This window comes from Polaribacter sp. IC066 (genome assembly GCF_007997085.1).
GTDB lineage: Bacteria > Bacteroidota > Bacteroidia > Flavobacteriales > Flavobacteriaceae > Polaribacter.
On the sequence record NZ_VORR01000018.1, the window covers coordinates 1 to 26,808 of the forward strand.

The window sequence follows — 26,808 nt, forward strand, 5'->3', positions numbered from 1 at the left end:
CGATAAATACATCTATAACTTTATTCTTGGGTTGAGTCTTAATATCCATTAAAACCCAGGGGTTACTAATTCCTAATAAGTCTGATAAACCGTTTAATTCCATCCTGAAATGTAATCATTTTTAACAGATCCATTGTTTTTAGCGAAGAGCCAAACTTTTAAAAGCATGCGCAAAAATTTCTGCATTAGAATAGCTACTTTCATTTGCTAAAGCCACCAGCGGTTTTGTGTTTACAGATAAAATAGCACGCTCATTAAAAGGATAATTACCCGCAAAATTCTTGTTGTTTTTTTGTAAATCATTTGTAGCGCCTCTTGGCACTGTATACGCGTGTTGTTTCACGGTAAGAACTGCCATTAGTCGATCTGTAGTCCAACCGCCACCATTATTCCTAACATCAATTACAATACCTTTTTTTCCATAACCACTTGCTTTTAACTCTCTTTCAAAACGCTCAAAGCTAGGTAAGTTCATTCCTTGAATGTGAATATATCCTAATTTTCCGTTAGAAAATTCTTCTACTAACTTTTTACGAGAATTTACCCATTCTTCATACAATAAACCTCTAATTGTTCCGGTAGATGACGTTCTTAAAACGATATCAGTCCCATCTATCAAGGTCAACAAAATTTCATTATTTACCGTATTTTTTAGAAGACTGTAAAAGTTTGTGTTTTTGTCTATTTTTTTTCCATTCACAGCGGTTATCACATCCCCTAACTTGAGAGAAACATTTGTTTTTGCCGCAACAGAATTTGGAAGTATGTATTTAATTTCAACCCCATTTTTTACATTAGCAACATCTAAACCTAACAAACCAATAGTATCTTCAGACGTTTCCTCTGGCGTGCTTCCTCGATACCCCATATGACTTGCATTTAATTGCCCTAACATCATATTAAACATAAAAGAATAGTCTTGTTTTGTACTGGCAGTTAAAACCCAAGGTCTGTACCTTTTTACAATCTTATCCCAATTATATCCGTGATATTTTGGGTCATAAAAACCGGCGGTTATGGCTCTAACACCTTCTTCAAAAACTTGCTCATTTAACTTACTAAAATCTGTGGTGTACGTAGCAGAATGCCCAAATGATGAAACTTTATCTGACTTTAAGTCGAACGATTTCAATTTCCCTTTAGACGAATAATATAGCGTACTTTTATGAAAATTTGAGCTCCCCACATTAGATACTCCTTTTACTTCTGTTGGTGTTCCGCCAGTAATTTCAACTTTATAAAAACCGTTTTGATTGGTAACAGGGTTAGTCGCAGAAATATATACGCTTTTACTATCTTCACTAAACATAGCGCCAAGTTCATTACCTGCCCAACTTGTTAACTGAACCAATCTGTCAAAAATTCTATCTTCATCGATTTTCACGACTACTTCTTGCTCTTCTTTTTTATCTTTTGATTTTTCTTCTGTTGGTTGGTAATAGTCACCTTCTTTAAAATCTGCCTTTGTTTTTTCCCAATCCGTTTTTTGCAACCAAACCATCCAAGTGTCATAATTAATTCCACCTCGATCTCCTGCTCTATTTGATACAAAAGAAAGTTTTTTACCATCTGGACTCCAAGCTGGAGAGAAATCTGATCTTGGATGCATAGAGACATTCATTTTTATGGATGCATCTTCTGCTGACTGAATATATATTTCGCTATCGAAATCTAAATCTTGTTGAGAATACGCAATGTATTTGCTATCCGGACTCCAAGAAACGCCATTTGCAGAGGCCCAAGAATCTGAAAACGATTTTGGTTTTTCTATCTTACCCTCTTTAATGTTAGCAATAACCAATTGACCTCTGCCAATTCTATAAGAAATTTTTTCTCTATTTGGTGATAATAAAGGTTCAAAAACATCGATATTACTTTTTGTTAATTGCGTAACTTTTGTTTTTAAACTTCTACTTAAATTCACTTTTTTATCCGTAGAAACAACTTTATACAATTCGTTTTGACCACTTCTGTCTGATAAAAAACCTAGGGTGTTGTTATCAATCCAAAACGGATTGTCATCTCTAAAAGTATGATTACTTACATTATTAGTAGTTGTTTTGTCTTTATCAATTTCTTTTACAAAAATTTCTCCTTTAATGCTTAAAGCAATTAATTTTCCGTCAGGAGAGACATTTAAATCGCCAATATCACCAGAAACTGTTTTTGTTTCTTCTAATTCAAATCTGTTATCAGTGGCTAAATTTAAGTCCATTTTTTTTGTTGCCCCATCCTGTAACCTAAAAACTTCCGTCCCGCTATTATATATAATGGTGCCGTTATTACTTACTGAAAACGATAAAACTCCATTTACTTTTAACGTTGTTAATTGATTTTCTGCGCCCAACTTCTTGCCGTTTGCGTCAATAGAAGTTTTATAAATGTTATAGCGACCGCTTTCTGAGCCGATATAATATAAATTATTATTTTCATCCCAAAGTGGTGTATGATCATTTTTTTTACTCGTTGTAATTTGATGATACTCTTTGGTTGTTATATTATAAATCCAAACATCTCTTTGAGCGGGACCGTTATAATCTTCTCTAGAAATTCTGCAAGTTCCTTTTACAAAGGCAACCAAATTACCATCAGGAGAAATTGTTGCTTGACTCCCTAAAGCAGTCATAAAGCGGTTCGGAGTTTCTCCGTTTTCATCAACCTTATAAATTGAAGCTTCCCTTTCTGTGCCTTTATAAATTCTATTGCTAGAAAAAATAATTGTTCCATCAGCATCCCAAAAACTTGGTATATTGGCAGTTGGATAGTAGGTTAATTGTTTCGGGATACCTCCATTTAAATCTGTCTTAAAGATGTTAGTATCGCCACTTCTATTGGAGTTGAAAACTAATTGATTGCTTTTTGAGTTCCAAATAGGATTGCTCTCATACCCTTGGTGTATGGTTAATCTTTTAGATTGATTTGTAGCCAAGTCTAAAACCCAGATATCACCATCAAATCCAAATGCCATTTTTGTAGCATCTGGACTAATAGTGGGTGTTCTTATTAAAGTTTCTTGGGCAATTGCAAAAAATGCATTGCATACAGTAAATAGAATACATAAAGTTTTTTTCATCATCGTTTTGGCTTTAAACGACTAATTTAAACTTTAAATTACATATACTCTACTAGTTAAGCTCCTTTATAAAGATTTAAGATTTTCTTAACGTATAATTGGTGCTATAAAATTGTCTATGTTATCAACTCCATTTGTACCTAAATCTTTTATGAATGCAGAACCAATAATGGCTCCATGTGCATAATTACATGCAGTAGTAAATGTTTTTTTATCAGAGATACCAAATCCAATAATCAATTTACTTTGCAGATTCATTGCTTTTATTCTTTCGAAATACCCAATTTGACTATTAGAAATTTCTCCCTTTGCCCCTGTAATAGATGCAGATGCAACTACGTAAATAAACGCCTTGGAATAAGAATCTATTTTTCTAATTCGCTCTTCTGACGTATGAGGCGTTATTAAAAAAACATTTGTAAGTCCGTATTTTTCAAATAGTTGTTTGTAATGATTTTCAAACTCTACCATCGGTAAATCTGGCAGAATTACGGTATCAATTCCGCAAGCTACAAGGGCTTTACAAAATTTATCTTCACCGTATTTCAATAACTGATTCAAATATCCCATTGCTACCAACGGAGTGTTATTTGTCTCTTTAATGGTTTTTAATTGCTCAAAAATAATATCTAAATTAATACCATTTTCTAAAGCTTCATGGCTACTTTTTTGTATCGTTGGCCCATCTGCTAATGGATCTGAATATGGCAAACCAACTTCAATAAAATCCACACCGCTTTGCGCTAATGCAGCAATTACTTTAGTTGTATCTTCTAGATTAGGATACCCACAAGTAAAATAAATAGACAATAAATTTTTATCTTTTTTCTTAAATAATTCTTGAATCGAATTCATATTGCTACTTTTAATTATGCTGTTATTTCTTGCTCAATAGCACTCCATAAGTTAATTCTTAATTGCAATGCTCTTTTGCCAGTCTCTAAAACTTCCTCCCATTTTTTTGCATCACTACCGCATAATTCTTCAATCATTCTTAAAGATAAAGGTCCGTGTTCATCGCCATCTAATTCAATATGTCTCTTTAAATAATAATTAAAACTATCGTAAGATTTATTATTTTCAAGTGTAGCTTTTTCAATAATACCGATAAACATATCCGGAATTACATCTTCCCTTCCAAAAGTGAAAGAAGCTGCAATTAAATGCGTTTTATTTGTTTTTATAGTATCAAACGTAAAATTTAAAAATTCTTTTACTGCATTTGGTATCGCTACACTTTCTAATGCTTTTTCTACGGAAATATTTGATGCTAATAATTGAAGTAAATCATTCATTTTACTTGGATCTGAATTTACTTCGTCCATTGCCGTCAAATACATTTCAAAATGACTTTTAACCACGCCATGTGCATCGTGGTCACTTTCTTCAGCTACAACAATTTCATTAATAAAACGGGCTAATTCTGCATTTTTAACAGGTGTCCAAGGAATTGAAACACAGGTTAAATTAAGCTGTATTGCTTTTAAAAGCGACATAAAATCCCACACCGCAAAAACATGCAAGGACATAAATGTTTGCACATCTTCTAAAGTATGAAGTTTCTTGTACAAAGAATGATTTTTTAATTCGTTTCTTAAGCTCGCTAACTCTTTTTCAATGTGTTCTATATTGTTATTCATATTTCTTTATGCTTCTAAATACTGTGTATAAATCTCTAGATCTTTATCTCCTCTACCCGATAAATTTATGACCACAACTTGGTCTTTTTTAAACGTAATTTTATCTAAAACAGCCAATGCATGTGCGGTTTCTAAAGCAGGAATAATTCCTTCTATCTTCGTCAACTCAAAAGCTGCGTCTAACGCTTCTTGATCTGTAGCACTCATAAATTTTGCTCTACCACTTTCATATAAAAAAGCATGCAAAGGGCCAACTCCTGGGTAATCCAACCCTGCAGATATTGAGTATGGCTCTACAATTTGCCCATATTCATCTTGCATTAAAATGGTTTTACTTCCGTGAATAATACCAACTTGCCCTAATTGAGAAGTCGCCGCACTTTCTCCGGAATGTACTCCAAGACCTGCTGCTTCCACAGCAATTAACTCTACATCTTCATCATCTAAATAATGATAAAAAGCACCTGCAGCATTAGAACCACCACCAACACAGGCAATAATAGTATCTGGATTCTCTTTTCCTGTTTTCTCTTTTAATTGCCATTTCATTTCTTCTGAAATAATGGCTTGCAAGCGTGCAACCATATCTGGGTGTGGTGCAGGCCCAACAACAGAACCAATTAAATAAAAGGTTTCTGGATGTTGAATCCAATACCGTATGGCTTCGTTTGTGGCGTCTTTAAGCGTTTTAGAACCACTTATTGCAGGCACTACTTTTGCTCCCAACATTTTCATTCTAGTCACATTTGGTGCTTGACGAACAATGTCTTTTTCGCCCATAAAAACAGTACATTCTAAGCCCATTAAAGCACAAACCGTGGCTGTTGCAACTCCGTGTTGCCCGGCGCCTGTTTCTGCAATAATCTTCGTTTTGCCTAATTTCTGTGCAATTAAAATCTGACCAACCGTATTGTTAATTTTGTGAGCACCGGTATGACATAGATCTTCACGTTTTAAATAAATATAAGCACCATGTTTTTCTGACAATCTTTTTGCCAAATACAAAGGAGTTGGTCTACCAACATACTCTTTTAACAAGGCTTTATATTCGATTTGAAACTCTTCAGATTCGATAATTTGAATATAATTATCTGCTAATTCTTGCACATTTGGATGCAATAGTTCTGGAATAAACGCACCACCAAATTGTCCGAAATATCCATTTTTGTCTGGGTGAAATTTTGATTTCATATCTTTATTTTGTGTAATTGTTAAAAATTAAGCTGTGTAATGGTAAATTACAATTAAACGATTCACCAATTAAACAGTTAAACCTTCTTTAAACTTTTTTAACTCTTTTATCTTCTTTTTCCCTGGTTCACTTTCAAATTTACTATTTACATCTAATGCATATACGGGTAAACCTGAATTGATGATTTTTTGTACTTCTTCAACATCTTCTAAACCGATTCCTCCGCTTAAAAAAAATGGTGTTTCGAAAGGATATTTTGCTAAAACAGCCCAATCAAATTTTGTTCCGTTTCCTCCTCTTTCTTTTCCTTTTGTATCAAATAAAAAATAATCTACGACTTCTTCATAAGGTTTTAAAACATCAAAATCAAATGCATCTTTAATGCCAAAAACCTTTATAATCTCTAGATTTTCATCAGAAATTATGTGTTTATTTTTCTTCTTTCTTATCTCTTTATTTTCCTCAAGAAATAAATCTCTTCTCTCTGCTAAATCTTTCTTTAGATCTTTAACATAAGCTACAGATTCGTCGCCATGTAATTGAATTGCATCTAGCCGATATTCTTCTATTAAAGAAATTACAATCTCTTTAATTTCATTCACAAAAACACCCGTCTTTTTAATTGCTTCTGGTAATTCGGGAATGATTCCTTCAAAATTCCGCTTCGATTTTTCATAAAAAATAAACCCTAAATAATCGGGTTGCAATTCAGCAACTTGTTGGATATTTTCTACATATTTCATTCCGCAAACTTTCAACTTCATAGTATCGTTGTTTTCCAATTATTTAATTTTTCTCTAAACGAAAATCTTGTATTAGCAGGACTCGTAGATAAGACGACCTCGTAAAGTATGCCTTCAATTTTCGTAAAATGTTTATCATATAAATCATGCGCCTTTTGACCATTAAAAATTATCTGCTTTACTGATGGATACATTTCAACGATTTCATTTATCGGATTAGGAACTTCGTTCTTCACATTTGATGCTCCTGGACTTACACGCTGTCCAAACTGACAAATATCCCAAATTGCGATATGATTTCGTTTTAATAGATCTATTCTCTCTGCATAATTTTTACTAAAAACTTCTTCTGTTAATTCATAAATAATTTTCCAGAACGCATTTCCATTATTTGCATAATATTCTTGTTTCCTTAATTCTTGGTTTCCTGGCTTTGTTCCAATAATAAAAATGGTAGGATTTAGCGGTAAAATAGGATCAAGAGAAACCCTCTCTTTTAAATAAGGTAAATTCGAATCGTTATTTTTATTACTTTTATTCAAAATATAATTACATTATTTGTCAATACTTTTAACAACAATAAGAGTCCATTTCCTTCGGGAAGGTTAGGACAGATTTTTACCTCAACTGACTTATAAATTCCATACAAGCCTCTCCTGGATTTTCTTCTTTCATAAAGTTTTCTCCGATTAAAAAACCTTGAAAACCATATTCTTTCAATCCTGTGATAATTCTGGGATCAGAAATTCCGCTTTCTGAAACTCTTACAGAAGTATCCGGAATTTGATTTGCCAATTTAATAGAGTGCTCTAAATCAACTTCAAAGGTTTTTAAATTTCGATTATTAATTCCGATAATTTTATTGTCTAAATCGTTAATCTTATCCAAATCTTCTTGCGTATGTACTTCATATAAAACTTCCAGACCAATATCTGTTGCTAAATTTCCGAATTTTTTCAGCTCTTCGGATGTTAAGCAAGAAGCGATTAATAAAATGACATCGGCACCTATTGCTTTTGCCTCTACAATCTGAAACCCGTCAACAATAAAATCTTTCCTTAAAATTGGTTTTTGTTGATTGATAACCCTTGCTTCCATCAAATCTGCCATAGTTCCTCCAAAAAAAGAGGTATCTGTTAAGATTGATTGCGCAGCAACATTGGCATCTAAATAACCGTTAGTAACATCTGCAATGGTTGCTTTGTCGTTTATGATTCCTTTGGATGGCGATTGACGCTTAAATTCGGCAATGATTCCTGTAGAGCCTACTTCTAACAAAGACTTTTTTAATGAAAAAACGGGTCTTCCAAAATTCGGACTTTCTACTAACTTCTTAACAGAAACTTCTGCCTTTATTTTAGCAATCTCCGTCTTTTTAAATGCTATTATTTTGTCTAAAATTGTCATTTTTATTATTTAAAGATTAAATGATTCGAAAATTTAAAATTGCCTCATTCACTTATTTAATATTTTATTTTACTTGTTTTGAAATCATCTCGACTCAAACTTAATCATTCCTAACAAATTCACTCGACCCAACAGTACATTATTCTCACTGTGTCTGTTCGAGTGATCCCGCTTTTGGGCGGGATTGTATCGAGAACTTTTTTACTCATTATTTATTCTTTTATTCCGACGTGTCAAAACAAAGTAAACAATCACCCCAACGATGAATCCAACGATCGAATATTTTAAAATATTTGTTGTTTGAATTCCAATTGCTGCACCCATCAAAAAAAATGCAGGAATTATTGAAATTAAATTGTTTTTCTTTTTTGCCATATTATTTTCCTTGTTTCAATATCATCTTGATAAAAATTTATAGTCTCACAAAATTCACTCGATGTGACAGTCTGTTGTTATCGCTATGTCAGTTCGAGTGATCCCGTTTTTGGGCGGGATTGTATCGAGAACTTCTTACTTTATAAACCCACCAACTTTTCTAATGTTTGTTTTGCTTTCAATCCAAAAAGTGACTTTTTAGCTTCCTCAAAAGCAGTTTCAAAACTTTTTGTTTCATCCACTATTTTTAGAGCAAAAGCGGCATTTGTTAACACCACATTATTTTGAGCTTCCGTTCCGGCTCCGTCTAAAATTGATTTAAAAATTTTAGCTGCATCGGCAACAGAATTTCCACCAAAAATTTCTGATTGTTCAATTCTTTTTTGCCCTAAATCTTCTGGATTTATAATTTGTTCTCCATTCTTGGTAAACAATTTAAATCCGCCTGTTAGCGAAATTTCGTCATAACCATCTAAAGCATGCACAATTCCGTAATTGATATCTTCATCTTGTAAAATATAATTATACAATCTTGCCGTCTCTAAATTAAAAGTTCCTAGTAACTGATTTTTTGGCGAACTCGGATTTACCAAAGGCCCTAACATATTAAAAAACGTTTTTAATGCCAGCGCTTTTCTTGTTGAACTTACCGCTTTCATTGCCGGATGAAATTTTGGTGCATGTAAAAAACAAATATTTGCTTTCTCTAAATGTGTTCTTAAAATACGTTCATCGTTTGTAAAATTATACCCAAAACTGGCTAACATATCTGAAGAACCCGATTGTGAAGACACGGAATAATTACCATGTTTTGCCACTTTTTGCCCTGTTCCTGCAACAATAAATGAGGTTAAAGTAGAGATGTTAAACGTGTCTTTTCCATCACCACCAGTGCCAACAATATCGATGGTGTTATACGATGATAAATCTACTTTTACACACAATTCTTTTAACGCGTCTCTAAAACCAGAAAGTTCATCTGCCGTTATTGGACGCATCATAAAAACAGTCATAAAGGAGGCTAAATGTGCATCATTATATTTCTCTGCAGCAATCTCTATTAAGATTTTTTTTGCTTCAGATTTAGACAATCTTTCGTGCTGGTATAATTTGTTTAAAATTGCTTTCATTTGTATTAAATTCTAAAATTTAAGGGTCGTAAAGCTTGTATGCAAAGTTAGCTCAAAACTTTGTGAACACTGCAATTGCTTACTTTTTAACACTATTTATAAAGTTTCTCAATAACTGTTCTCCAACATCTGTTAAGATAGATTCTGGATGAAATTGAACTGCCGATATTGGAAAAATTTTATGCTGTATTGCCTGAATTAAGCCATCTTCATCTCTTGCTGTAACTTGAATTTCTTCTGGAAAACCTTCATCGGTTGCTGCCCAAGAATGGTAACGAGCCGCTAAAAACGTTTCTGGAATATCCTTAAAAATGATTGCTGATGAGTCTGTAACCCTCATTTCTGTGGCAACTCCATGAAAAACATCTTCTAAATTGATTATTTTTCCGCCAAAAACCTCTGTAATTGCTTGTAAACCCAAACAAACTCCGAATATTGGTTTGATCCCTGCATAAGTTTTGATGACTTCTTTTAAGATTCCTGCTTCATCAGGAATTCCGGGTCCTGGAGACAACATAATAACATCGTAATGATTTACATCTTCAATACTGATTTCATCATTTCTGAAAACTGCAGGGAATTTTCCTGTAATTTTTTCAACCATGTGCACCAAATTGTAGGTAAACGAATCGTAATTATCTAAAATTAATATTTTCATTTTTAAAGCTTTTGGCCTTTGGCTCTTGGCTTTTAGCAAATTGCTAACAGCGAAAAGCGAAAAGCGTTTTTTATATATCCTCTGCTAAAATCAACGCTTTATTTAACGCTGCTAACTTATTATTTACTTCTTGTAGTTCTTTTGCCTCATCAGAATGTATTACAATTCCTGCGCCTGCCTGCGAGTACAAAACATTATTTTTACTCACAAAAGAACGAATGGCAATCGCTAAATTTATAGAACCATCTAAACCGATAATTCCGACTGCCCCACCGTAAAAACCTCGTGTCTGATTTTCATATTTATTAATCAACTCCATTGCCTTGTATTTTGGTGCACCACTTAAGGTTCCTGCCGGGAAGGTATCACCCGCAATTTCTATCGGGTTTCCTCTTAACTTTCCAGAAACTGTAGAAACCAAATGAATAACATGACTAAAATATTGTACTTCTTTAAAAACATCAACCGTAACATTACTTGCATGTTTGCTTAAATCATTTCTTGCCAAATCTACCAACATTACGTGCTCTGCCGTTTCTTTTTGGTCTTCAGATAATTTCTTACCCAACTTTCTATCCTCCACAACATCACCAGTTCTTCTAAACGTACCTGCAATTGGATTAATGGTTGCTTTACCGCCAGATATTTTAATTTGTGCCTCTGGTGATGACCCCATCAACTTGAAAGAACCGTAATCAAAATAAAATAAATATGGCGACGGATTTATAGAACGTAAGGCTCTGTATACATTAAATTCATCACCCTTAAATTTTTGCTGAAACTGGCGTGACAATACCAATTGAAAAACATCGCCCCTTTTACAATGCGCTTTTGCTTTTCTCACATATTCTTTAAACTCATCGCCTGTAACATTAGAAGTTTCTTTGCCTACAGTTTCAAATTTCTGTGTATTAAATGCTTGCGCATCTATGATGGTTTGCACTTCTTTTATGCGCGATTCTGTACCTTCTTCTATATTTTCTATCAGTGTCATTTCATCATTAAAATGATTGATAGCAATAATAAAACGATAAAAGCTGTATTGCATTTCTGGAATCGCAGAAGGTGCTTTCTTATTTGTAAATTTGATGTTTTCGAAATACTGAACAGAATCAAAGGTTGTATAGCCGTATAAACCGTTAAACGATTTTAGTTCTGCAGGACAGTCTAATTCTACTGAATTCGTGAATTTATCAAACAACGTATAAAAGTTTTTCTCGATTGGTTGTTCATCAATTTTTGTTCCTTTATGTGAAACAGTAAACTGATAATCGTCTACTTTCATGGTAACAATGGGTTCGATAGCAATGTAAGAAAAGCTCTCTTCTTTACTGTGATAATCTGAACTTTCTAATAAAAGCGTATTTGAAAATTTGTCTCTAAAACGTAAATACAAACCTACAGGTGTTACCGTGTCTGCAATTTTTGTTTTATGAATTGTCTTGAATTTTATTTTTTTCATGTATGCTGAATTTGTTTCAGTGTGTATTGTTTATGTAAAATGCTGAAAAAAAATCAGCACAAAAAAAAAAGCTTATCGTGAGATAAGCTTTTTTGTATATAATTTTTAAATACAGGTTTAGTTCTCACTTAAATGTTAAGAGAGTTCCACCACCAAATATTTACTTGTTTTTTTTGCATGATGCAAATGTAAAGCGGGTTTTCTGTTTGAACAAATTTTATGTTGCTTTTTTTATTAAAATTAACATACAAAAATAAATAATTTAAAAATAGCTATTAAAGTAATAATTTATTACTATTTTTAAATTTATAGTTATAAATTATAACTAATTTTAAATTTTGTATTTACAATTATTAATTAAAACTGTTTTTTTGTAGCTCAAACTTGTGTTTGATTTGAATTTATTGAATTAATAAACGCACCAATGATTTATAATTTAAATTGTTGGTGTGTTTTCTTTTATTTTTATTGATTTAACAATTAAACATCAATATTTTAACAATACAATAAGTAATCTGTAAAATGACAAAAAAGAGATTTCTGTATAATTTTTTTAACATATATTTGTCCGTAATTAGTGAATATACTGAATAAAGTTTAGCATACATATGAGCATAAATAATAGCAATCTTAATTTTAATAATCCTACTTGTTAGGGTAAGAAGGTTGTTGTTTAAAAATAGATACATAAAGCCTTCCAAATTCGGAAGGCTTTTTTAATACCCTATGAAGGTGTTAAAGAAAAATAATTTTGATAAAAAAGATCAAGACATAAAACAAAAGATTCTGCTAGCTGCTGAAAAAATTCGGCACAGTAAACGGGATTATCCTGCCAGACAGGCAGGTTCAACTAAAAATCATGAATTTATAGCGTTGCTATTTTTCAAGATTGGATTTCACTAAAAAGATAAAACGATGAGTAAAATGATGACCGTAGACATTTTGTCTAGTATTAAAGGAGCGCAGCCGTCTGAAACTGTGAATAAATTATTTGATGTGATTAAAAATGCCAACATCAGCAATAATAATTCTTTTAATAATCATACGAAAGCGGTGTCTTTAAATGATTTAAGAGATGATGTTGTGGTTCACAGTTCTGCAATCGAAAAACAAATCATCGTAGAAAACTTCCCGAAAGAAAAAAATGGCTATTTGGTAGTTGCAAAAGTGATAGAAGAATAAAAAATAGTTTTTAGTTATTAGTTTTTAGTTGTTAGTAGTAGCAACAAAGCTAAAAAATAATATTTATGAGTCAGATTAGAAAAATACATACTCAATTAAAAAACAAAGAAATTACTTGTACAAAGCTGGTGCAAGACCGATTGGATTTATTAAAACAAAACACACACAATACTGTAAATTCTTTGTTAGATGAAAGTGCTTTAGCATTGGCTAAAAAAGTAGATGCTAAAATTGAAAACGGAGAAACTATTGGTTTGTTAGAAGGAATTCCATTCGGAATTAAAGACGTTTATATGCTTCAAGGCACTTATACAACAGCAAGTTCTGATTTACTAAAAAAATACAAATCTCCTTATACCGCTACTGCAATTCAGAAATTATTAGATGCTGGCGCCATTCCGTTAGCAAAAGAAAATTGTGATAGTTTCGGTCATGGTTCATCTTCTGAAAACACGATTTTTGGTGCGGTAAAAAATGCTATACATCCAGAATTCGTTGGTGGAGGATCTAGCGGTGGTTCTGCTGTAAATGTTGCAAAAGACTTTACTGTTTTTTCAATTGGTGGCGATACAGGTGGTTCTGTGCGTCAGCCGGCAGGGTATAATAATGTCTTCGGATTGAAACCAACCTACGGAAGAATTTCTCGTTTTGGTCTCATGGCGTATGCCTCTTCTACAGATTGTGTTGGCCCAATTGCCAAATCTATCGAAGATATTAGAATTGTTTTAAATGTAATGAGTGGCAAAGATATAAAGGATTTAACCACGTATGAATCACAAGAAATATCCGAAGAGAAAATTTTAAAGGCTAATGATATAAAAACCGTTGGGTATTTTAAGAATTTTATCGAAAATAAAGCAATTGACCCTCAAATTAAAGCTGATTTTTTAACATCCATAGCAAAAATAAAAGCTACAGGAATTGAAGTAAAAGCATTAGATTTCTTTGAATCAGAAACGTTGGTTTCTACTTATTATACTTTGGCCATGGCAGAAACTGCTTCTAACTTATCTAGATTAGATGGCACAAATTATGGCAATAGAATTGAAGGAAAAAACTTAAAAGACACCTATTCAATAACCCGTTCAGAAAATTTTTCAGAAGAATCGAAACGTAGAATTGTTGGTGGAAATCAGGTTTTATCGCAGGGATTTTCTGATGAAATCTATTTAAAAGGATTGAATTTAAGAGATCAGATTTCTGAAAGTTTTGAAAAAGACTTTAAAGAAGTCGATATTATTTTATCACCCGTAACACCAAATACACCTCCAAAAATTGGCGACAGCTTAAAAGACCTATTAGCGATGTATTTATCGGATGCCTATACCGTTGGGTTTAGTTTAGGACAATTACCAACCTTAACAATTCCGAAAGGAACTGAAACAGGAATGCAAATTACTGCTGCTAAAAATAATGACGAACTCGTTTTGAAGTTTGCTAATTTCTTAAAAGACACACTATAATGGAGTTAGAACAATTAAATGAACTACTCAAAAAGCACGATTTAGAGTTAGTCATCGGTTTAGAAACCCATGTAAGATTAAACACAAAATCGAAGTTATTCTGTTCTTGTGCGAATCAAGAAATAGCGCAACCAAATCAAAATATATGCGCTGTTTGTACCGGACAAATGGGCGTTTTACCTTCGTTAAATAAAGAAGCAATTACGAAAGCTATTTACTTCGGTAAAGCAGTAAAATCGACTTTTAAAAATGAGGTGATTTCTTGGGATCGTAAACATTATGAATATCCAGACAATCCGAAGAATATTCAGATTACGCAATTTCATAATCCTGTAATTCCTGACGGACAAGTTTCTTGTTTTAGAAATGATGGTTCTCAATTTACTGTGAATTTAACGCAAGTTCATATTGAGGAAGATGCCGCTAAATTAATGCACGAAAAGAAAATTTCTTTAGTCGATTTTAACAAAGCTGGTGTTCCGTTAATCGAGATCGTAACAGAACCTTGTATCAAAAATATTGAGGATGCCTCTACCTATGCGCAATATATTCAGCGTATTGTTCAGAATTTAAAAATATCGGAAGCAAATCTTGAAAAAGGGGAATTTAAATCGGATGTTTCTGTATCGCTTCGTAAAAAGCATACCTATAATTTAAATCCTAGAACAGAAATCAAAAACTTAAATTCCTTTAAGTTTATGGTGGAAGCCTTAAAGGAAGAAATTGAGAAACAACTTACCTATTATATAGACAAGAAAGAATTTAGACCAGACCAAACTACGGTTTTATGGGATGCTGATTTAAAGCAAACCAAAACGATGCGTACCAAAGAATTTGAAGCGGATTATCGTTTTATTTCTGAACCAGATTTGCCTTTTGTCAATATAAAAGAAGTTGTAAAAAGTATTGATGTTGATATAAGTTCATTGCCTTTTGCTGTAGAATCTATTTTGATAAAAGGTGGCGTTTTGCCACAAGATGCAAAGTTTTTTACTGCGGATTCTCTGCGTTCTGAAACTTTTGTTGCTATGAATGATGTAATCAAAGATCCGTCTTTTGTTGCAAAAACATTGGTCAATAATATTGGTGCAGATGAATATAAAGACATTCATGATGTTGCGCATTTAACAGAAATTTTTCAACTTTTTAAAGCAGAAAAAATTACCGCAGTTTTAGTTCAGAATGCAATTATTCGCTATTTAAAAGACAGAAAGTTTGACTACAATGCGTATTTTGAAGAAAACACAATTTCAGAAGAAAAAATTAAACTTGCTGTACTTCAAGTAATTGCCCAAAATGAAGCAATTGCAAATGATATTAAGGCAGGAAACCAAGGTAAAGCAGGAATTCTTGTTGGTAAAGTAATTGGAATAATTGGCAAAGGTGCTTCTGGGAAAGTGATTCGGCAAGAAGTGTTAAACGCTATTAGCGAAAATTCTGCAGTTAGCAATTCGCCTTTAGCAATTAGCGAAAAGCCAACAGCGAAAAGCCAACAGCCAGCAGCTAAAAGCGAAGAGGAATCACAAACAGTTCCAATCATTATAAAAGAAGAATATAGAACTCATAAAATTTCTCAACTATCAGAAACCTCCATTGAAGAGGAAGTTACTTTATCGGGTTGGGTTTCTAGTGTTCGAGATCATGGTGAATTAATCTTTATTGATTTACGAGATTCGAGCAACCAAATTTTTCAAGTACGTTTAAGCAGAGAATCGTTTCCTAATTTAGATGAGCTTGTAAAACTAAAACCAGAATCTGTAATATCTGTTACAGGTATTATAGTTCAGCGAAAAGAAGATGACTATAATGCAGGTTTAAGAACGGGTAAAATAGAATTAGAAACTTCCGTTTTAGAAATATTAAATTTATCAAAAACACTTCCTTTTGAGATAAAAAGAGCCATGAAAACGAATGAAAATGTTCGTTTTCAGTATAAATTTTTAGATCATAGAAATGAGGATGTTCGCAAAGCAATTGTAAATCGTCATAAAGTAATTAAATTATTACGTGATATTTTAGACGAAGAGGAGTTTTTAGAGATTGAAACTCCGATTTTAACAGCAGGAACTGATGAAGGCGCAAGAGAGTTTATTGTGCCAACAAGAAAACAAGCAGGCTCTTTTTATACCTTACCACAAGCACCGCAACAATTCAAGCAAATGCTGATGGTTGGTGGATTCGAAAAATACTTTCAAATTGCACGATGTTTTAGAGATGAAGATTCACGTGGAGATCGTCAGCCAGAATTTACGCAATTAGATATTGAAATGGCATACGCAAGCATGCAACAGATTATCGACTTGAACACCAAAATGTTTAATGAAGTTGTGCATAAAATTTATGGTAAAAAATGGATTTTACATCCTTTTGAAGTGATTACCTATAAAAATGCGATGGATAAATATGGGTGTGACAGACCAGATTTACGATATGGTTTGCAAATGCAAGATATTACTGAAATTGTAAAAGAAACAACATTTCAAGTTTTTAGCAAACCTATTGATGAAGGCGGAATTGTAAAATGTATCAAGGTTTCTGCAAAAGAGCAAGGCAACAAACGAATGTCTAAAGGACAGATTGAAAACTTAACAGCCATTGCGCAACAAAATGGTTTAGGCGGTTTAGCCTACATTATTGTAAATGAAAATGATTTACAATCGCCCATTATTAAGTTTTTAGGCGAAGAAATTGCGAAAAATATTATCAAAGCAACGATTGCACAGGTTGGCGATATTGTATTTTTCTCTGCGGCTGATTATGCAACAGCAAACAAAGCTTTAGATGCTGTTCGTCAAGAAATGGGACGCATTTTAAAACTCATCAATCCGAAGGAATTAAGACCCGCTTGGGTGGTAGATTTCCCGATGTTTGAAAAAACAGAAGAAGGAAGATGGACGTTTACACACAATCCGTTTTCGATGCCAGCCATCTATGATTTGGAAAAGCATATGAATAATAACGATGCTGAAATCGGAACGATCATTGCACAACAATACGATTTAATCTTAAACGGTTATGAAATTGGTGGTGGATCTGTTCGTGCGCACAAAGCAGAAATTTTAGAGGCAACCTATAAAAACATGGGTTACAACAAAGAGGAAATGCTAAAAAGTGTTGGAACAATGTATAAAGCGTTTCAATATGGAGCGCCACCACATGGAGGAATCGCTTGGGGCGTAGACAGACTAATGATGATTTTAGAAAAGAAAGCTTCTATTAGAGAGGTTATGGCTTTTCCGAAGACAGGATCTTCTGAAGATTTGTTGTTTAATGCTCCTTCTCCACTTTCTGATAGAAAGGTTGAGGAAATGAATGTTCGGGTGATTCGGAAATAGGTTGACACGAATTTCCCGAATTCTCACGGATAGCAACTGACCGAAAACAAATAGCTATTAATTTTATCAAAATAGAAAACTTAAAATCTCACGAGAGTGAGATTTTAAGTTTTTTACTATCGAATCAAATTAAAAAGAGCGCCGAAAGATTACTCTAAAATACCATATATTTATACATAAATAACAAATTATGGACTTAACAACAAGAAAAAACATATTTAAAGAACGTTTTGACCAAATAAAAGATAAAGATTTGGTAGAACGTTTTGAAAAGTTTTTAGAAATACAACTTTCTGGAAATAAAATTGTTGCTTATACAATTCAAGGAGAACCATTAACTAAAGGAATGTACGTTGAAAAAGCTAAAAACGCTTTAAAATCTGTAAATTCAGGAAAATTTACGAGTGTAGCAGATTTAGAAAAAGAATCTGAAAACTGGTAGAATGTCCGATTCAATAAAAATAATTTGGTAGGAAGAAGCAAAAGCAGATTTAAAATATATTCACGATAGCATACTTAAGAAAACAAAATAGATAACAAATGCGAAAAATGTTAAAGTGAATATCATTAATGCTAGTAAAAAATATTGATTTTATAGAGCAATATAAGTCGATGAGTTTTTAGGAAAACCATTTAGACGAATCATCGTAAGACATTTCAGACTTGTTTATTTTGCAAAAAATAAATCTTCAATTGTAATTTTAGAAATATTTGATTCGTATAGAAATCCTATCGAAATAAGAAAATAGTGCAGACATTTAAGGATAAATCTAATTATTTGAAAAGAAAATACAATGAAATTTATGGATTGAAAATCGATTTAAATAACAAGAATTAGCTCTAATCTTTATAATTTTTAAACATTATTATTTCAAAATCTCGCTCCTGTGAGATTTCTTCATTCCTCAAAAAATAAAACATCAAAATAAAATTTAAAATCAAAAAAAAGGCAATTATTAAGCGATTTAAGACACTTTTAATTTTCTAACAAATACCACTATATTAAGAAGTTAATCGCTAAAAAAGCCTAAAATGAACTCATAAAATTGTAAATTTGTTTTTATTAAACTCGTTTTTTAAGTACGAGAAATATCAACCTAAAAACTAATAATTCACTTTTATAATGAGCGAAGAAAAAAAAACATACAGTTATGATGCCTCCAGCATTCAGGCATTAGAAGGAATGGAACATGTAAGAATGCGTCCTTCCATGTACATTGGAGACGTTGGACCCCGTGGTTTACACCATTTAGTATATGAAGTTGTAGACAACTCTATTGATGAAGCAATGGGTGGCTATTGCGACACCATTGATGTTACCATAAATGAAGATAATTCTGTTACAACAAAAGATAATGGTCGTGGAATTCCTGTTGGAATGCACGAAAAAGAAGGTGTTTCTGCATTGCAGGTAGTCATGACAAAGATTGGTGCTGGTGGTAAATTCGACAAAGATTCTTATAAAGTTTCTGGTGGTTTGCACGGTGTTGGTGTAAGTTGTGTAAATGCTCTTTCTGATCTTTTAGTAGCTACTGTGCATAAAGATGGTAAAGTTTGGCAACAAGAATATTCTAAAGGAAAAGCTTTATATCCTGTAAAAACAATAGGAGAAAGTGATTTTACAGGAACCATTGTTACTTTTTTACCTGACAAATCGATCTTTAAACAAACCACAGAATATAATTACGATACGTTAGCAACGCGTATGCGTGAATTATCGTTCTTGAACAAAGGAATAACGATTACCTTAACTGATAAAAGAAATACCGATGATGAAGGAAACTTTATCTCTGAAATATTTCATAGTGATGAAGGTTTACCTGAATTTATTCGATATTTAGATTCTACTCGTGAACAATTAACATCGCAAGTAATTTCTATGGAAGGTGAGAAAAACGGAATTCCTGTTGAAGTTGCCATGGTATACAATACTTCGTATGCAGAAAATTTACATTCTTACGTAAACAATATCAATACGCATGAAGGAGGAACCCACTTATCTGGTTTTAGACGTGGTTTAACAGGAACTTTAAAAAAGTATGCAGACAATTCTGGATTGCTTAAAAATGTAAAGTTCGAAATTGCAGGTGATGATTTCCGTGAAGGATTAACTGCCATTATTTCTGTAAAAGTAGCAGAACCACAGTTTGAAGGTCAAACTAAAACAAAACTAGGAAACAGAGAAGTTTCTGCTGCAGTATCGCAGGCAGTTTCAGAAATGTTAACAGATTATTTAGAAGAGAATCCTAATGATGCTAAAATAATTGTTCAAAAAGTAATTTTAGCAGCAACAGCAAGACACGCAGCACGTAAAGCCAGAGAAATGGTACAACGTAAAACAGTCATGTCTATTGGTGGTTTACCTGGTAAATTATCAGATTGTTCTGAAACAGATCCTTCTCAATGTGAAATATTTTTAGTTGAGGGAGATTCTGCTGGTGGAACAGCCAAACAAGGTAGAGATAGAAACTTTCAGGCAATTTTACCACTTCGTGGAAAAATTTTGAATGTAGAAAAAGCAATGCAACATAAAGTTTTTGAGAATGAAGAAATCAAAAATATGTTTACTGCTTTAGGTGTTTCTATTGGAACCGAAGAAGATCCAAGAGCCCTAAACTTATCGAAAGTAAGATATCATAAAGTAGTTATTATGTGTGATGCCGATGTAGATGGATCTCACATTGCAACTTTAATATTGACTTTCTTCTTTAGATATATGAGAGAAATGGTAGAGCAAGGGTATATTTATATTGCAACGCCACCTTTATATTTAGTAAAAAAAGGACAAAAAAGAGAATATGCTTGGGATAACGATCAGCGTGATGTACTTGTGCAACAAATGGGAGGATCTGCAAGTATCCAACGTTATAAAGGTCTTGGAGAAATGAATGCCGACCAACTTTGGGATACCACAATGAATCCTGAATTTAGAACTTTACGTAAAGTGGTTATCGATAGCCCAACAGAGGCAGATAGAGTTTTTTCTATGTTAATGGGAGATGAAGTACCACCAAGAAGAGATTTCATTGAAAGAAACGCAAAATATGCGAATATTGATGTGTAGTAAATACTACATTTAAATATAATTCAAAAAAAAAAGAGAGGAATATAAATTCCTCTCTTTTTTTTGGTCTATAAATAAGACTTATCTGAAGCTAAATCCTGCAGTTACACTCACCGTATTAAACTCTTGTACTGTATAATCTGCACTTAAATTTATACCGATAACCTTTAAAGAAAAACCTGCATTTGCTCTCAATGAACTACCTGTATAATTTAAACTTATTGGGTCTATATAATCTACATCTTGACTAGTAGTATACGTTCCTAAAACATTTACATCAGAATTAAAAGAAGAAGTACCAATACCTCCGTATAAAGTTAATATAGATAATTTCTTTGAAGCTAATATTTGAAATAAAAATGTTTTTGTGTTAAACTCTAACGCTTGATTTGGCTCATTCTCTACATCTAAAAAAGCTTTCGATTTAACATCATTCCAAGCAACTAGGGCAGAAACATCAAATGGTAATCTTTTTACAAAAGGAATCCATTGTTTTAAATCATGCTGAATTCCGATACCAAAAGCAGAGAACTCATATTCTGGCGCAGATTGTTTTGGAATAAACCTGACTTTTAAATCCGTGTTTTTCCAAAGACCTAATCCAATTTGAACCATTGCAGAAGGTACGGCATTAAAACCAATAGCCTGCTCTAACCCAGCTCCTGGTAGTGTTGATGACGATATTGAATTCCCATCACTATCAGAAAACTCTAATAAAGGTCTGTCTGCTAATTTTTGAGAACCAAATAATGTTGGTAATTCGGCAGAAGAAGTTCCAGTACCTCCATCTAATTGAATGTTTGTATAATCTGCTTCGTTAAATGTAAAAGTTTCTGAACTAGACGGAACCATAGATGCATTCGCAATCACTGCAATATCAAAACCTAAAAACTTGTGTGTTTTCGCAGTTGTATACCAACCTCCGTTAACACCATATCCAAATCCAGTAGGTGCTGGCTGTATGTATCCTCTTAAAAAAGTTTGAGCATCACCAACCCCACCCTCTAAAATTGACTCTAAATCTATTTGTGCAAAAGACACCATACTGCATAGCACAAATACTATTGTTGTTATTTTTTTCATAAATAAGTTTGACTGATTAAATTAAATTAAGTTAGTAAGATAAATTCCAATTATTCAACGGTTGCTCTTATCTTGAACAATACATCTATTGTAAAATCATCATCACCAAGAACTCCGGAAGTAGAAGTTCCTGTAACAGAAACAGGTACCGCATTTGCAGAAATAACAGAAAGTATATTACTTGCATTAGCAGGCACTTGTATTACTAAAGATCCCCCTTTAGTTAAAGTTACATCTTGATCAAACAAAACAATTGACCCCACAGTTATATTCATGTTACCATTTATTGATGTACCACTAAAATCATCTTGTAATTCTAAAGTTACAGATTCTATATCAGCTTCAACAAAAGTAGCTGCACCATCCAATAGGTCTCCAATATTTGTTGAACTGTTTTCTGTGAATGAAGATTCAGCCGCCAATCCCTTAATATTCACAGACGTTGTAAACTCGTCTACGACAATAAACTGAATTGCCCCATCCTCCTCACAACTACTAAATGCAACCACTGCAAAAAGTACAACTACTGTTTTAATTAAATTAAATTTTTTCATAATATTGATTTTTAATAGTTATTATTTGTCTATTGATTTTTTTACAAATATATAAAAAATAAAGTACCGAAAAACAGGTAAAACCCCCTATTCATAAATTATAATTACCTTAAAAGACTAATTTATATGAACTATGGGCATTGGCCAATGTTATTGTGGGAAATTTACAGGCTAAAATTAATTTTTAAATCTTAAAAAAAATATAAAAATTTATTTTCTTAACTCAAAAACACACAAATTACCCTTTTTTTTTGGTATTTTTGAGTAAAATATAACATAAATTTTAATCACTTTTATATGAAAATTACAGTAGTTGGTGCAGGAGCCGTTGGCGCAAGTTGTGCAGAATATATAGCAATAAAAGATTTTGCTTCAGAAGTTGTTTTGTTAGACATCAAAGAAGGATACGCAGAAGGAAAAGCAATGGACTTGATGCAAACCGCCTCTTTAAATAGTTTTGACACAAAAATTACAGGAAGTACAAATGAGTATGCTAAAACTGCAAATTCTGATATTTGTGTAATTACCTCTGGCATTCCTAGAAAACCAGGAATGACTCGTGAAGAATTAATTGGAATTAACGCAGGAATTGTAAAAACAGTTTCTTCTAATTTGATAGCACATTCTCCTGAAACCATTATTATTGTCGTTTCAAATCCTATGGATACCATGACGTATTTGGTTCATAAAACTACAGGGTTGGCAAAAAATAAAATTATTGGAATGGGTGGAGCGTTAGATTCTGCACGTTTTAAATATAGATTAGCAGAAGCTTTAGGCGCGCCTATTTCTGATGTTGATGGTATGGTAATTGGCGGGCACTCTGATAAAGGAATGGTTCCTTTAACCAGATTGGCAACTCGTAACTCTGTTCCTGTCTCTGAATTTATTTCTGAAGAAAGACTAGAGCAAGTATTGCAAGACACCAAAGTTGGTGGCGCAACCTTAACAGGTTTGTTAGGCACATCTGCTTGGTATGCTCCTGGAGCTGCCGTAAGCGCAATGGTGCAGGCGATTGCTTGTGATACTAAAAAAATATTTCCTTGCTCTACTTTATTAGAAGGTGAATTTGGTTTAAATGATTTATGTATTGGGGTTCCTGTTGTTTTAGGTAAAAACGGAATTGAAAGTATTGTTGAAATTAATTTAAGTGCTGCTGAAAAAGCGCATTTATCAGCTTCTGCAGAGGGCGTTAAAGCAACAAATGCCTTATTAGAATTATAATAAATAGTATCTAATTTTTTAGATATTTATGAATAGTAAAAATCCAACTTGAAAAGTTGGATTTTTTTGTTAAATGAGTCCAGAATTCCACAAATGAGTCCAGTATTACTTGTTTTCACGGAATTCCGGACTCTTTTTTTTAAAAAATTTCATGATAGTTTGGATAAAAATAAAATTTTATGATAACTTTAAATTTAAGTTTAGTGCTTTTTGTTTGTTCGTTATTTATTAGCTGTTCAGCTATTGAAAATGACTTGGAATATAACTTACCTTATTTTCAATTTAAAAATGAAGACACACCAAACCTTTTAAATCTTCCAGAACTGAATGCTAGATTAACTTTTGTAAATCAAAATAATGATGAATTGTATTTTGATGTTGTAAAAAGTGAATAAGAAAGAAGATTATACCATACAGGCAATTAGGTAACTTCAAACACTAAAAAGTATTTTTATTTTGATGAACAGAGAATACATTTAAGAACTACTTTATTTAATCATATTGAAAGAAACATAGAAATTACTTTACATAGCCGTCCTGTAGGATTTAATGATGGAAGAAATGGATATCCAATAGTTATTTCTAATGAATCTAAACGAACCCCTTTTGTTGATTATTATGGACCATTTAACAATAGAGATCAAGGAGCTTTAATTAAATATGAAGATTTAATTAATATGAATTTTAATGCTAAAATATTTACTAGAGTATTTAAAATTAATTTAACTAAAACAGCAATCATAGATTTAGACTGGAAATTACCAACATTAAATTTTATGTATTTTGATATTAATGAGGGCATTATTGGTTTCGACGACAGAGAAGGAAATGAATGGAGGTTAAAAGCTAAAAGTAAATTACAAAACCCACAATGTTTATCACTTTGCCGTTTAGGAGAAGTCCCATAAAAAAGTTATCATAAAATTGAGTATTTCTATAGAATTTGTAATAGCTTCAAAAACAAAATTGACTTCAATCAAAAACAGTTTGAAATTATCTTAGTCAAAAAACACTTCCACACCAAATTAAAAATAACTTTGTAATAAATTAAGCAAATCAATCTGCGTACTTTTGCAGCTTAATTGCTAATAAATTGAAAACACAAACCCATATTCTTTTAAAAAATATCTTCGGATATGAAAACTTTCGTCCGTTACAGGAAGAAATCATCAACCGAACCATTGACGGAAAAGACAGTTTTGTTTTAATGCCAACTGGTGGCGGAAAATCGATGTGTTTCCAGATTCCTGCAATGATTTTTAACGGAATTACCATTGTAGTTTCTCCGCTTATTTCATTAATGAAAGACCAAGTACAAGCCCTAAAATCAAACGGAATAAAAGCCGATTTCTTTAACAGCTCTAATTCTCCACAAGAAGAAAATGATGTTATTAATAGAGCGATGAATGGTGAATTACAATTATTGTATTTATCTCCAGAAAAATTAATATCGGTTAGCAACACTTGGTTAAAACAACTCAATATAAAATTAGTCGCTATTGATGAAGCACATTGTGTAAGCATGTGGGGTCATGATTTTAGACCAGAATACACCCAACTAAAGGTTTTTAGAAACTCGCTACCAAATGTACCTTTTATGGCATTAACTGCCACGGCAGATAAATCTGCCAGAAAAGATATTGAGCAACAATTAGGCTTAACAAACTCTAAATTATTTATTTCTTCTTTTGATAGAAAAAATTTAAGCATAGAAGTACGCGGGCAAGTGCAAAAGAAGAAAAAGCTCGAAGAAATTGGTCATTTTATAAAACGAAGAAAAAACGAAAGTGGTATTATTTATTGTTTAAGTAGAAAAAACACCGAAGAAGTAGCTAATTATTTAAAACAAGAGGGGCATTCTGTTGCGTTTTACCACGCAGGTATGAATCATGAAGAAAGAGAAAATACCCAAACCGATTTTATAAATGATGACACAAAAATAATTGTTGCCACGATAGCATTCGGAATGGGGATTGATAAATCGAATGTTCGTTTTGTGATTCATTATAATTTACCAAAAAACCTCGAAGGTTATTACCAAGAAATAGGGAGAGCTGGAAGAGACGGATTGCCATCAGAAACAATGCTGTATTATAATATGAGAGATTTTGTGTTGTACAGCCAATTTGCAGATAATGGCGCAAATTCATTGATGCAAAAAGAAAAGTTAAATAGAATGCTTCAATTTGCAGAAGCTAAATCGTGTAGAAGAAAAATATTACTGTCTTATTTTGGAGAACATCTTTCTGAAAATTGCGGCAATTGCGATGTTTGCCAAAATCCTCCTAAAGATTTTGAAGGAACTATTTTATCACAAAAAGCACTTTCAGGAATCGCAAGAATGAAAGAAAAAGACGGAATTACCATGTTAATTAATGTGTTAAGAGGAAGTAATAATGCAGATATTTATGCAAAAAAATATGCTGGTTTAAAAACATACGGAATAGGGAAAGATATTTCTTTTTTTGACTGGCGAGATTATGTGATTCAAATGGCAAACCAAGGGCTCATAGAAATAATGTATGCAGAAAGTTCTGCTTTAAAAATAACAAACATTGGTTGGAAAGTTTTAAAAGGAGAAAAAACAATACGATTAACAACTCCTGTAAGTCCAGATGATAAAAAGAAGCAAGATAAAGCCGTAAAAATTTCATCGATAGGCGAAACCAATAGCGATTTATTTACAGAGCTCAAAAAAATAAGGTATGCCATTGCAAAAGAAGAAAATATGCCAGCGTATATTATCTTTAATGACAAATCATTAAAATTAATGGCAAGCGAACTTCCTACAACCGAAAATGAATTTTTGGCCATTTCTGGGGTTGGAATGAACAAAATGGAAAAGTATGGTGCCGAATTTATGACTGTAATTCGCAAATTTAAAAGTGTAGCCAAACCTCGAAAAATTTCTACCACACAAAAAACTTTTAATTTTTACAAAGATGGTTTGCATCCCACAGAAATTGCTAAAAAAAGAAGCTTATCAATTACTACTATTTTTTCGCATTTATCTCAATTATATTACGAAGGAAAAGAAATTGAATTAGAAAAGTATGTATCCAAAGAAACTTTAAATAACGTAAGAATAGCTTTTAATCATTTTGATCGAAAAATAGAATTGAAACCAATTTATGACAAACTAAACGAAGAAGTTTCTTATTGGGAAATAAGAGTAAGTATTACGCTAATTTTAAAAAATGAGTATAGCAAGTAACTCATCAAA

Annotated in this window: 22 protein-coding genes; 9 read left to right on the plus strand and 13 right to left on the minus strand. The window is 32.5% G+C overall.

Translation table 11 applies throughout. The annotated features are described in order from the left end of the window. Nucleotides 1-139: 139 nt before the first annotated feature. From ES044_RS07935 to ES044_RS07980, 11 genes are all read right to left on the minus strand, one after another. Nucleotides 140-3,076: a S41 family peptidase gene (locus tag ES044_RS07935; RefSeq protein WP_147186986.1), complete on the minus strand. Its 2,937-nt coding sequence runs from the start codon at nucleotides 3,074-3,076 to the stop codon at nucleotides 140-142. An 84-nt stretch (nucleotides 3,077-3,160) separates the two neighbouring features. Continuing rightward, nucleotides 3,161-3,928, minus strand: coding sequence for a tryptophan synthase subunit alpha (gene trpA, locus ES044_RS07940; protein ID WP_147118192.1), 768 nt, complete (start codon nucleotides 3,926-3,928; stop codon nucleotides 3,161-3,163). 14 nt (nucleotides 3,929-3,942) lie between these two features. Next, entirely contained in the window at nucleotides 3,943-4,713 is a 771-nt protein-coding gene (locus ES044_RS07945) for a DUF3050 domain-containing protein (protein WP_147118191.1), read from the minus strand. A 6-nt stretch (nucleotides 4,714-4,719) separates the two neighbouring features. Next, nucleotides 4,720-5,904 (minus strand): tryptophan synthase subunit beta, encoded by a 1,185-nt coding sequence (gene trpB / locus ES044_RS07950; RefSeq protein WP_147118190.1) that lies wholly within the window; start codon nucleotides 5,902-5,904, stop codon nucleotides 4,720-4,722. A 69-nt stretch (nucleotides 5,905-5,973) separates the two neighbouring features. Further along, nucleotides 5,974-6,669, minus strand: a complete 696-nt coding sequence (locus ES044_RS07955) for a phosphoribosylanthranilate isomerase (protein WP_189663184.1) — start codon at nucleotides 6,667-6,669, stop codon at nucleotides 5,974-5,976. Next, nucleotides 6,666-7,190 (minus strand): DNA-deoxyinosine glycosylase, encoded by a 525-nt coding sequence (locus tag ES044_RS07960; protein ID WP_147118189.1) that lies wholly within the window; start codon nucleotides 7,188-7,190, stop codon nucleotides 6,666-6,668. The genes ES044_RS07955 and ES044_RS07960 overlap by 4 nt, the downstream gene beginning before the upstream one ends. Nucleotides 7,191-7,266: 76 nt before the next feature. Then, nucleotides 7,267-8,055 (minus strand): indole-3-glycerol phosphate synthase TrpC, encoded by a 789-nt coding sequence (trpC, locus tag ES044_RS07965; RefSeq protein WP_147118188.1) that lies wholly within the window; start codon nucleotides 8,053-8,055, stop codon nucleotides 7,267-7,269. Nucleotides 8,056-8,256: 201 nt separating this feature from the next. Further along, entirely contained in the window at nucleotides 8,257-8,430 is a 174-nt protein-coding gene (locus ES044_RS18500) for a hypothetical protein (RefSeq protein ID WP_189663183.1), read from the minus strand. Nucleotides 8,431-8,570: 140 nt separating this feature from the next. Further along, nucleotides 8,571-9,560: an anthranilate phosphoribosyltransferase gene (trpD, locus tag ES044_RS07970; protein WP_147186988.1), complete on the minus strand. Its 990-nt coding sequence runs from the start codon at nucleotides 9,558-9,560 to the stop codon at nucleotides 8,571-8,573. A gap of 79 nt (nucleotides 9,561-9,639) precedes the next feature. Beyond that, on the minus strand, nucleotides 9,640-10,218 hold the full coding sequence (locus ES044_RS07975; protein ID WP_147118186.1) for an anthranilate synthase component II: 579 nt from the start codon (nucleotides 10,216-10,218) through the stop codon (nucleotides 9,640-9,642). A gap of 70 nt (nucleotides 10,219-10,288) precedes the next feature. Continuing rightward, on the minus strand, nucleotides 10,289-11,680 hold the full coding sequence (locus tag ES044_RS07980; protein ID WP_147118185.1) for an anthranilate synthase component I family protein: 1,392 nt from the start codon (nucleotides 11,678-11,680) through the stop codon (nucleotides 10,289-10,291). A 915-nt stretch (nucleotides 11,681-12,595) separates the two neighbouring features. Here ES044_RS07980 and ES044_RS07985 point away from each other — a divergent pair. The 5 genes from ES044_RS07985 (at nucleotide 12,596) to gyrB (ending at nucleotide 20,724) form a co-directional block, all read left to right on the plus strand. Further along, entirely contained in the window at nucleotides 12,596-12,862 is a 267-nt protein-coding gene (locus tag ES044_RS07985) for a hypothetical protein (RefSeq protein WP_189663182.1), read from the plus strand. Nucleotides 12,863-12,927: 65 nt separating this feature from the next. Beyond that, nucleotides 12,928-14,325: an amidase family protein gene (locus ES044_RS07990; RefSeq protein ID WP_147118184.1), complete on the plus strand. Its 1,398-nt coding sequence runs from the start codon at nucleotides 12,928-12,930 to the stop codon at nucleotides 14,323-14,325. Beyond that, nucleotides 14,325-17,660 carry a bifunctional amidotransferase subunit GatB/aspartate--tRNA ligase AspS gene (gene gatB/aspS / locus ES044_RS07995; RefSeq protein WP_147118183.1) on the plus strand — a complete coding sequence of 1,112 codons (3,336 nt, stop codon included), beginning with the start codon at nucleotides 14,325-14,327 and terminating at the stop codon, nucleotides 17,658-17,660. The genes ES044_RS07990 and gatB/aspS overlap by 1 nt, the downstream gene beginning before the upstream one ends. Before the next feature lie 190 nt (nucleotides 17,661-17,850). Then, entirely contained in the window at nucleotides 17,851-18,102 is a 252-nt protein-coding gene (locus ES044_RS08000) for a hypothetical protein (protein WP_147118182.1), read from the plus strand. Between the two features lie 681 nt (nucleotides 18,103-18,783). Then, nucleotides 18,784-20,724 carry a DNA topoisomerase (ATP-hydrolyzing) subunit B gene (gyrB, locus tag ES044_RS08005; protein WP_147118181.1) on the plus strand — a complete coding sequence of 647 codons (1,941 nt, stop codon included), beginning with the start codon at nucleotides 18,784-18,786 and terminating at the stop codon, nucleotides 20,722-20,724. An 81-nt stretch (nucleotides 20,725-20,805) separates the two neighbouring features. Here the strand turns inward: gyrB and ES044_RS08010 are convergent, their stop codons facing one another. Both ES044_RS08010 and ES044_RS08015 read right to left on the minus strand, forming a co-directional pair. After that, complete coding sequence (locus tag ES044_RS08010; protein ID WP_147118180.1) at nucleotides 20,806-21,807, minus strand: DUF6588 family protein; 1,002 nt, start codon at nucleotides 21,805-21,807, stop codon at nucleotides 20,806-20,808. 50 nt (nucleotides 21,808-21,857) lie between these two features. Further along, nucleotides 21,858-22,361 carry a hypothetical protein gene (locus ES044_RS08015; protein WP_147118179.1) on the minus strand — a complete coding sequence of 168 codons (504 nt, stop codon included), beginning with the start codon at nucleotides 22,359-22,361 and terminating at the stop codon, nucleotides 21,858-21,860. Between the two features lie 297 nt (nucleotides 22,362-22,658). Here ES044_RS08015 and mdh point away from each other — a divergent pair, with 297 nt between their 5' ends. From mdh to recQ, 4 genes are all read left to right on the plus strand, one after another. Then, nucleotides 22,659-23,585, plus strand: a complete 927-nt coding sequence (mdh, locus tag ES044_RS08020) for a malate dehydrogenase (protein WP_147118178.1) — start codon at nucleotides 22,659-22,661, stop codon at nucleotides 23,583-23,585. A 179-nt stretch (nucleotides 23,586-23,764) separates the two neighbouring features. Continuing rightward, entirely contained in the window at nucleotides 23,765-23,980 is a 216-nt protein-coding gene (locus ES044_RS08025) for a hypothetical protein (RefSeq protein WP_147118177.1), read from the plus strand. A gap of 282 nt (nucleotides 23,981-24,262) precedes the next feature. Continuing rightward, nucleotides 24,263-24,493 (plus strand): hypothetical protein, encoded by a 231-nt coding sequence (locus tag ES044_RS08030; protein ID WP_147118176.1) that lies wholly within the window; start codon nucleotides 24,263-24,265, stop codon nucleotides 24,491-24,493. A 185-nt stretch (nucleotides 24,494-24,678) separates the two neighbouring features. Continuing rightward, entirely contained in the window at nucleotides 24,679-26,799 is a 2,121-nt protein-coding gene (gene recQ / locus ES044_RS08035; protein WP_147118175.1) for a DNA helicase RecQ, read from the plus strand. Nucleotides 26,800-26,808 lie beyond the last annotated feature (9 nt).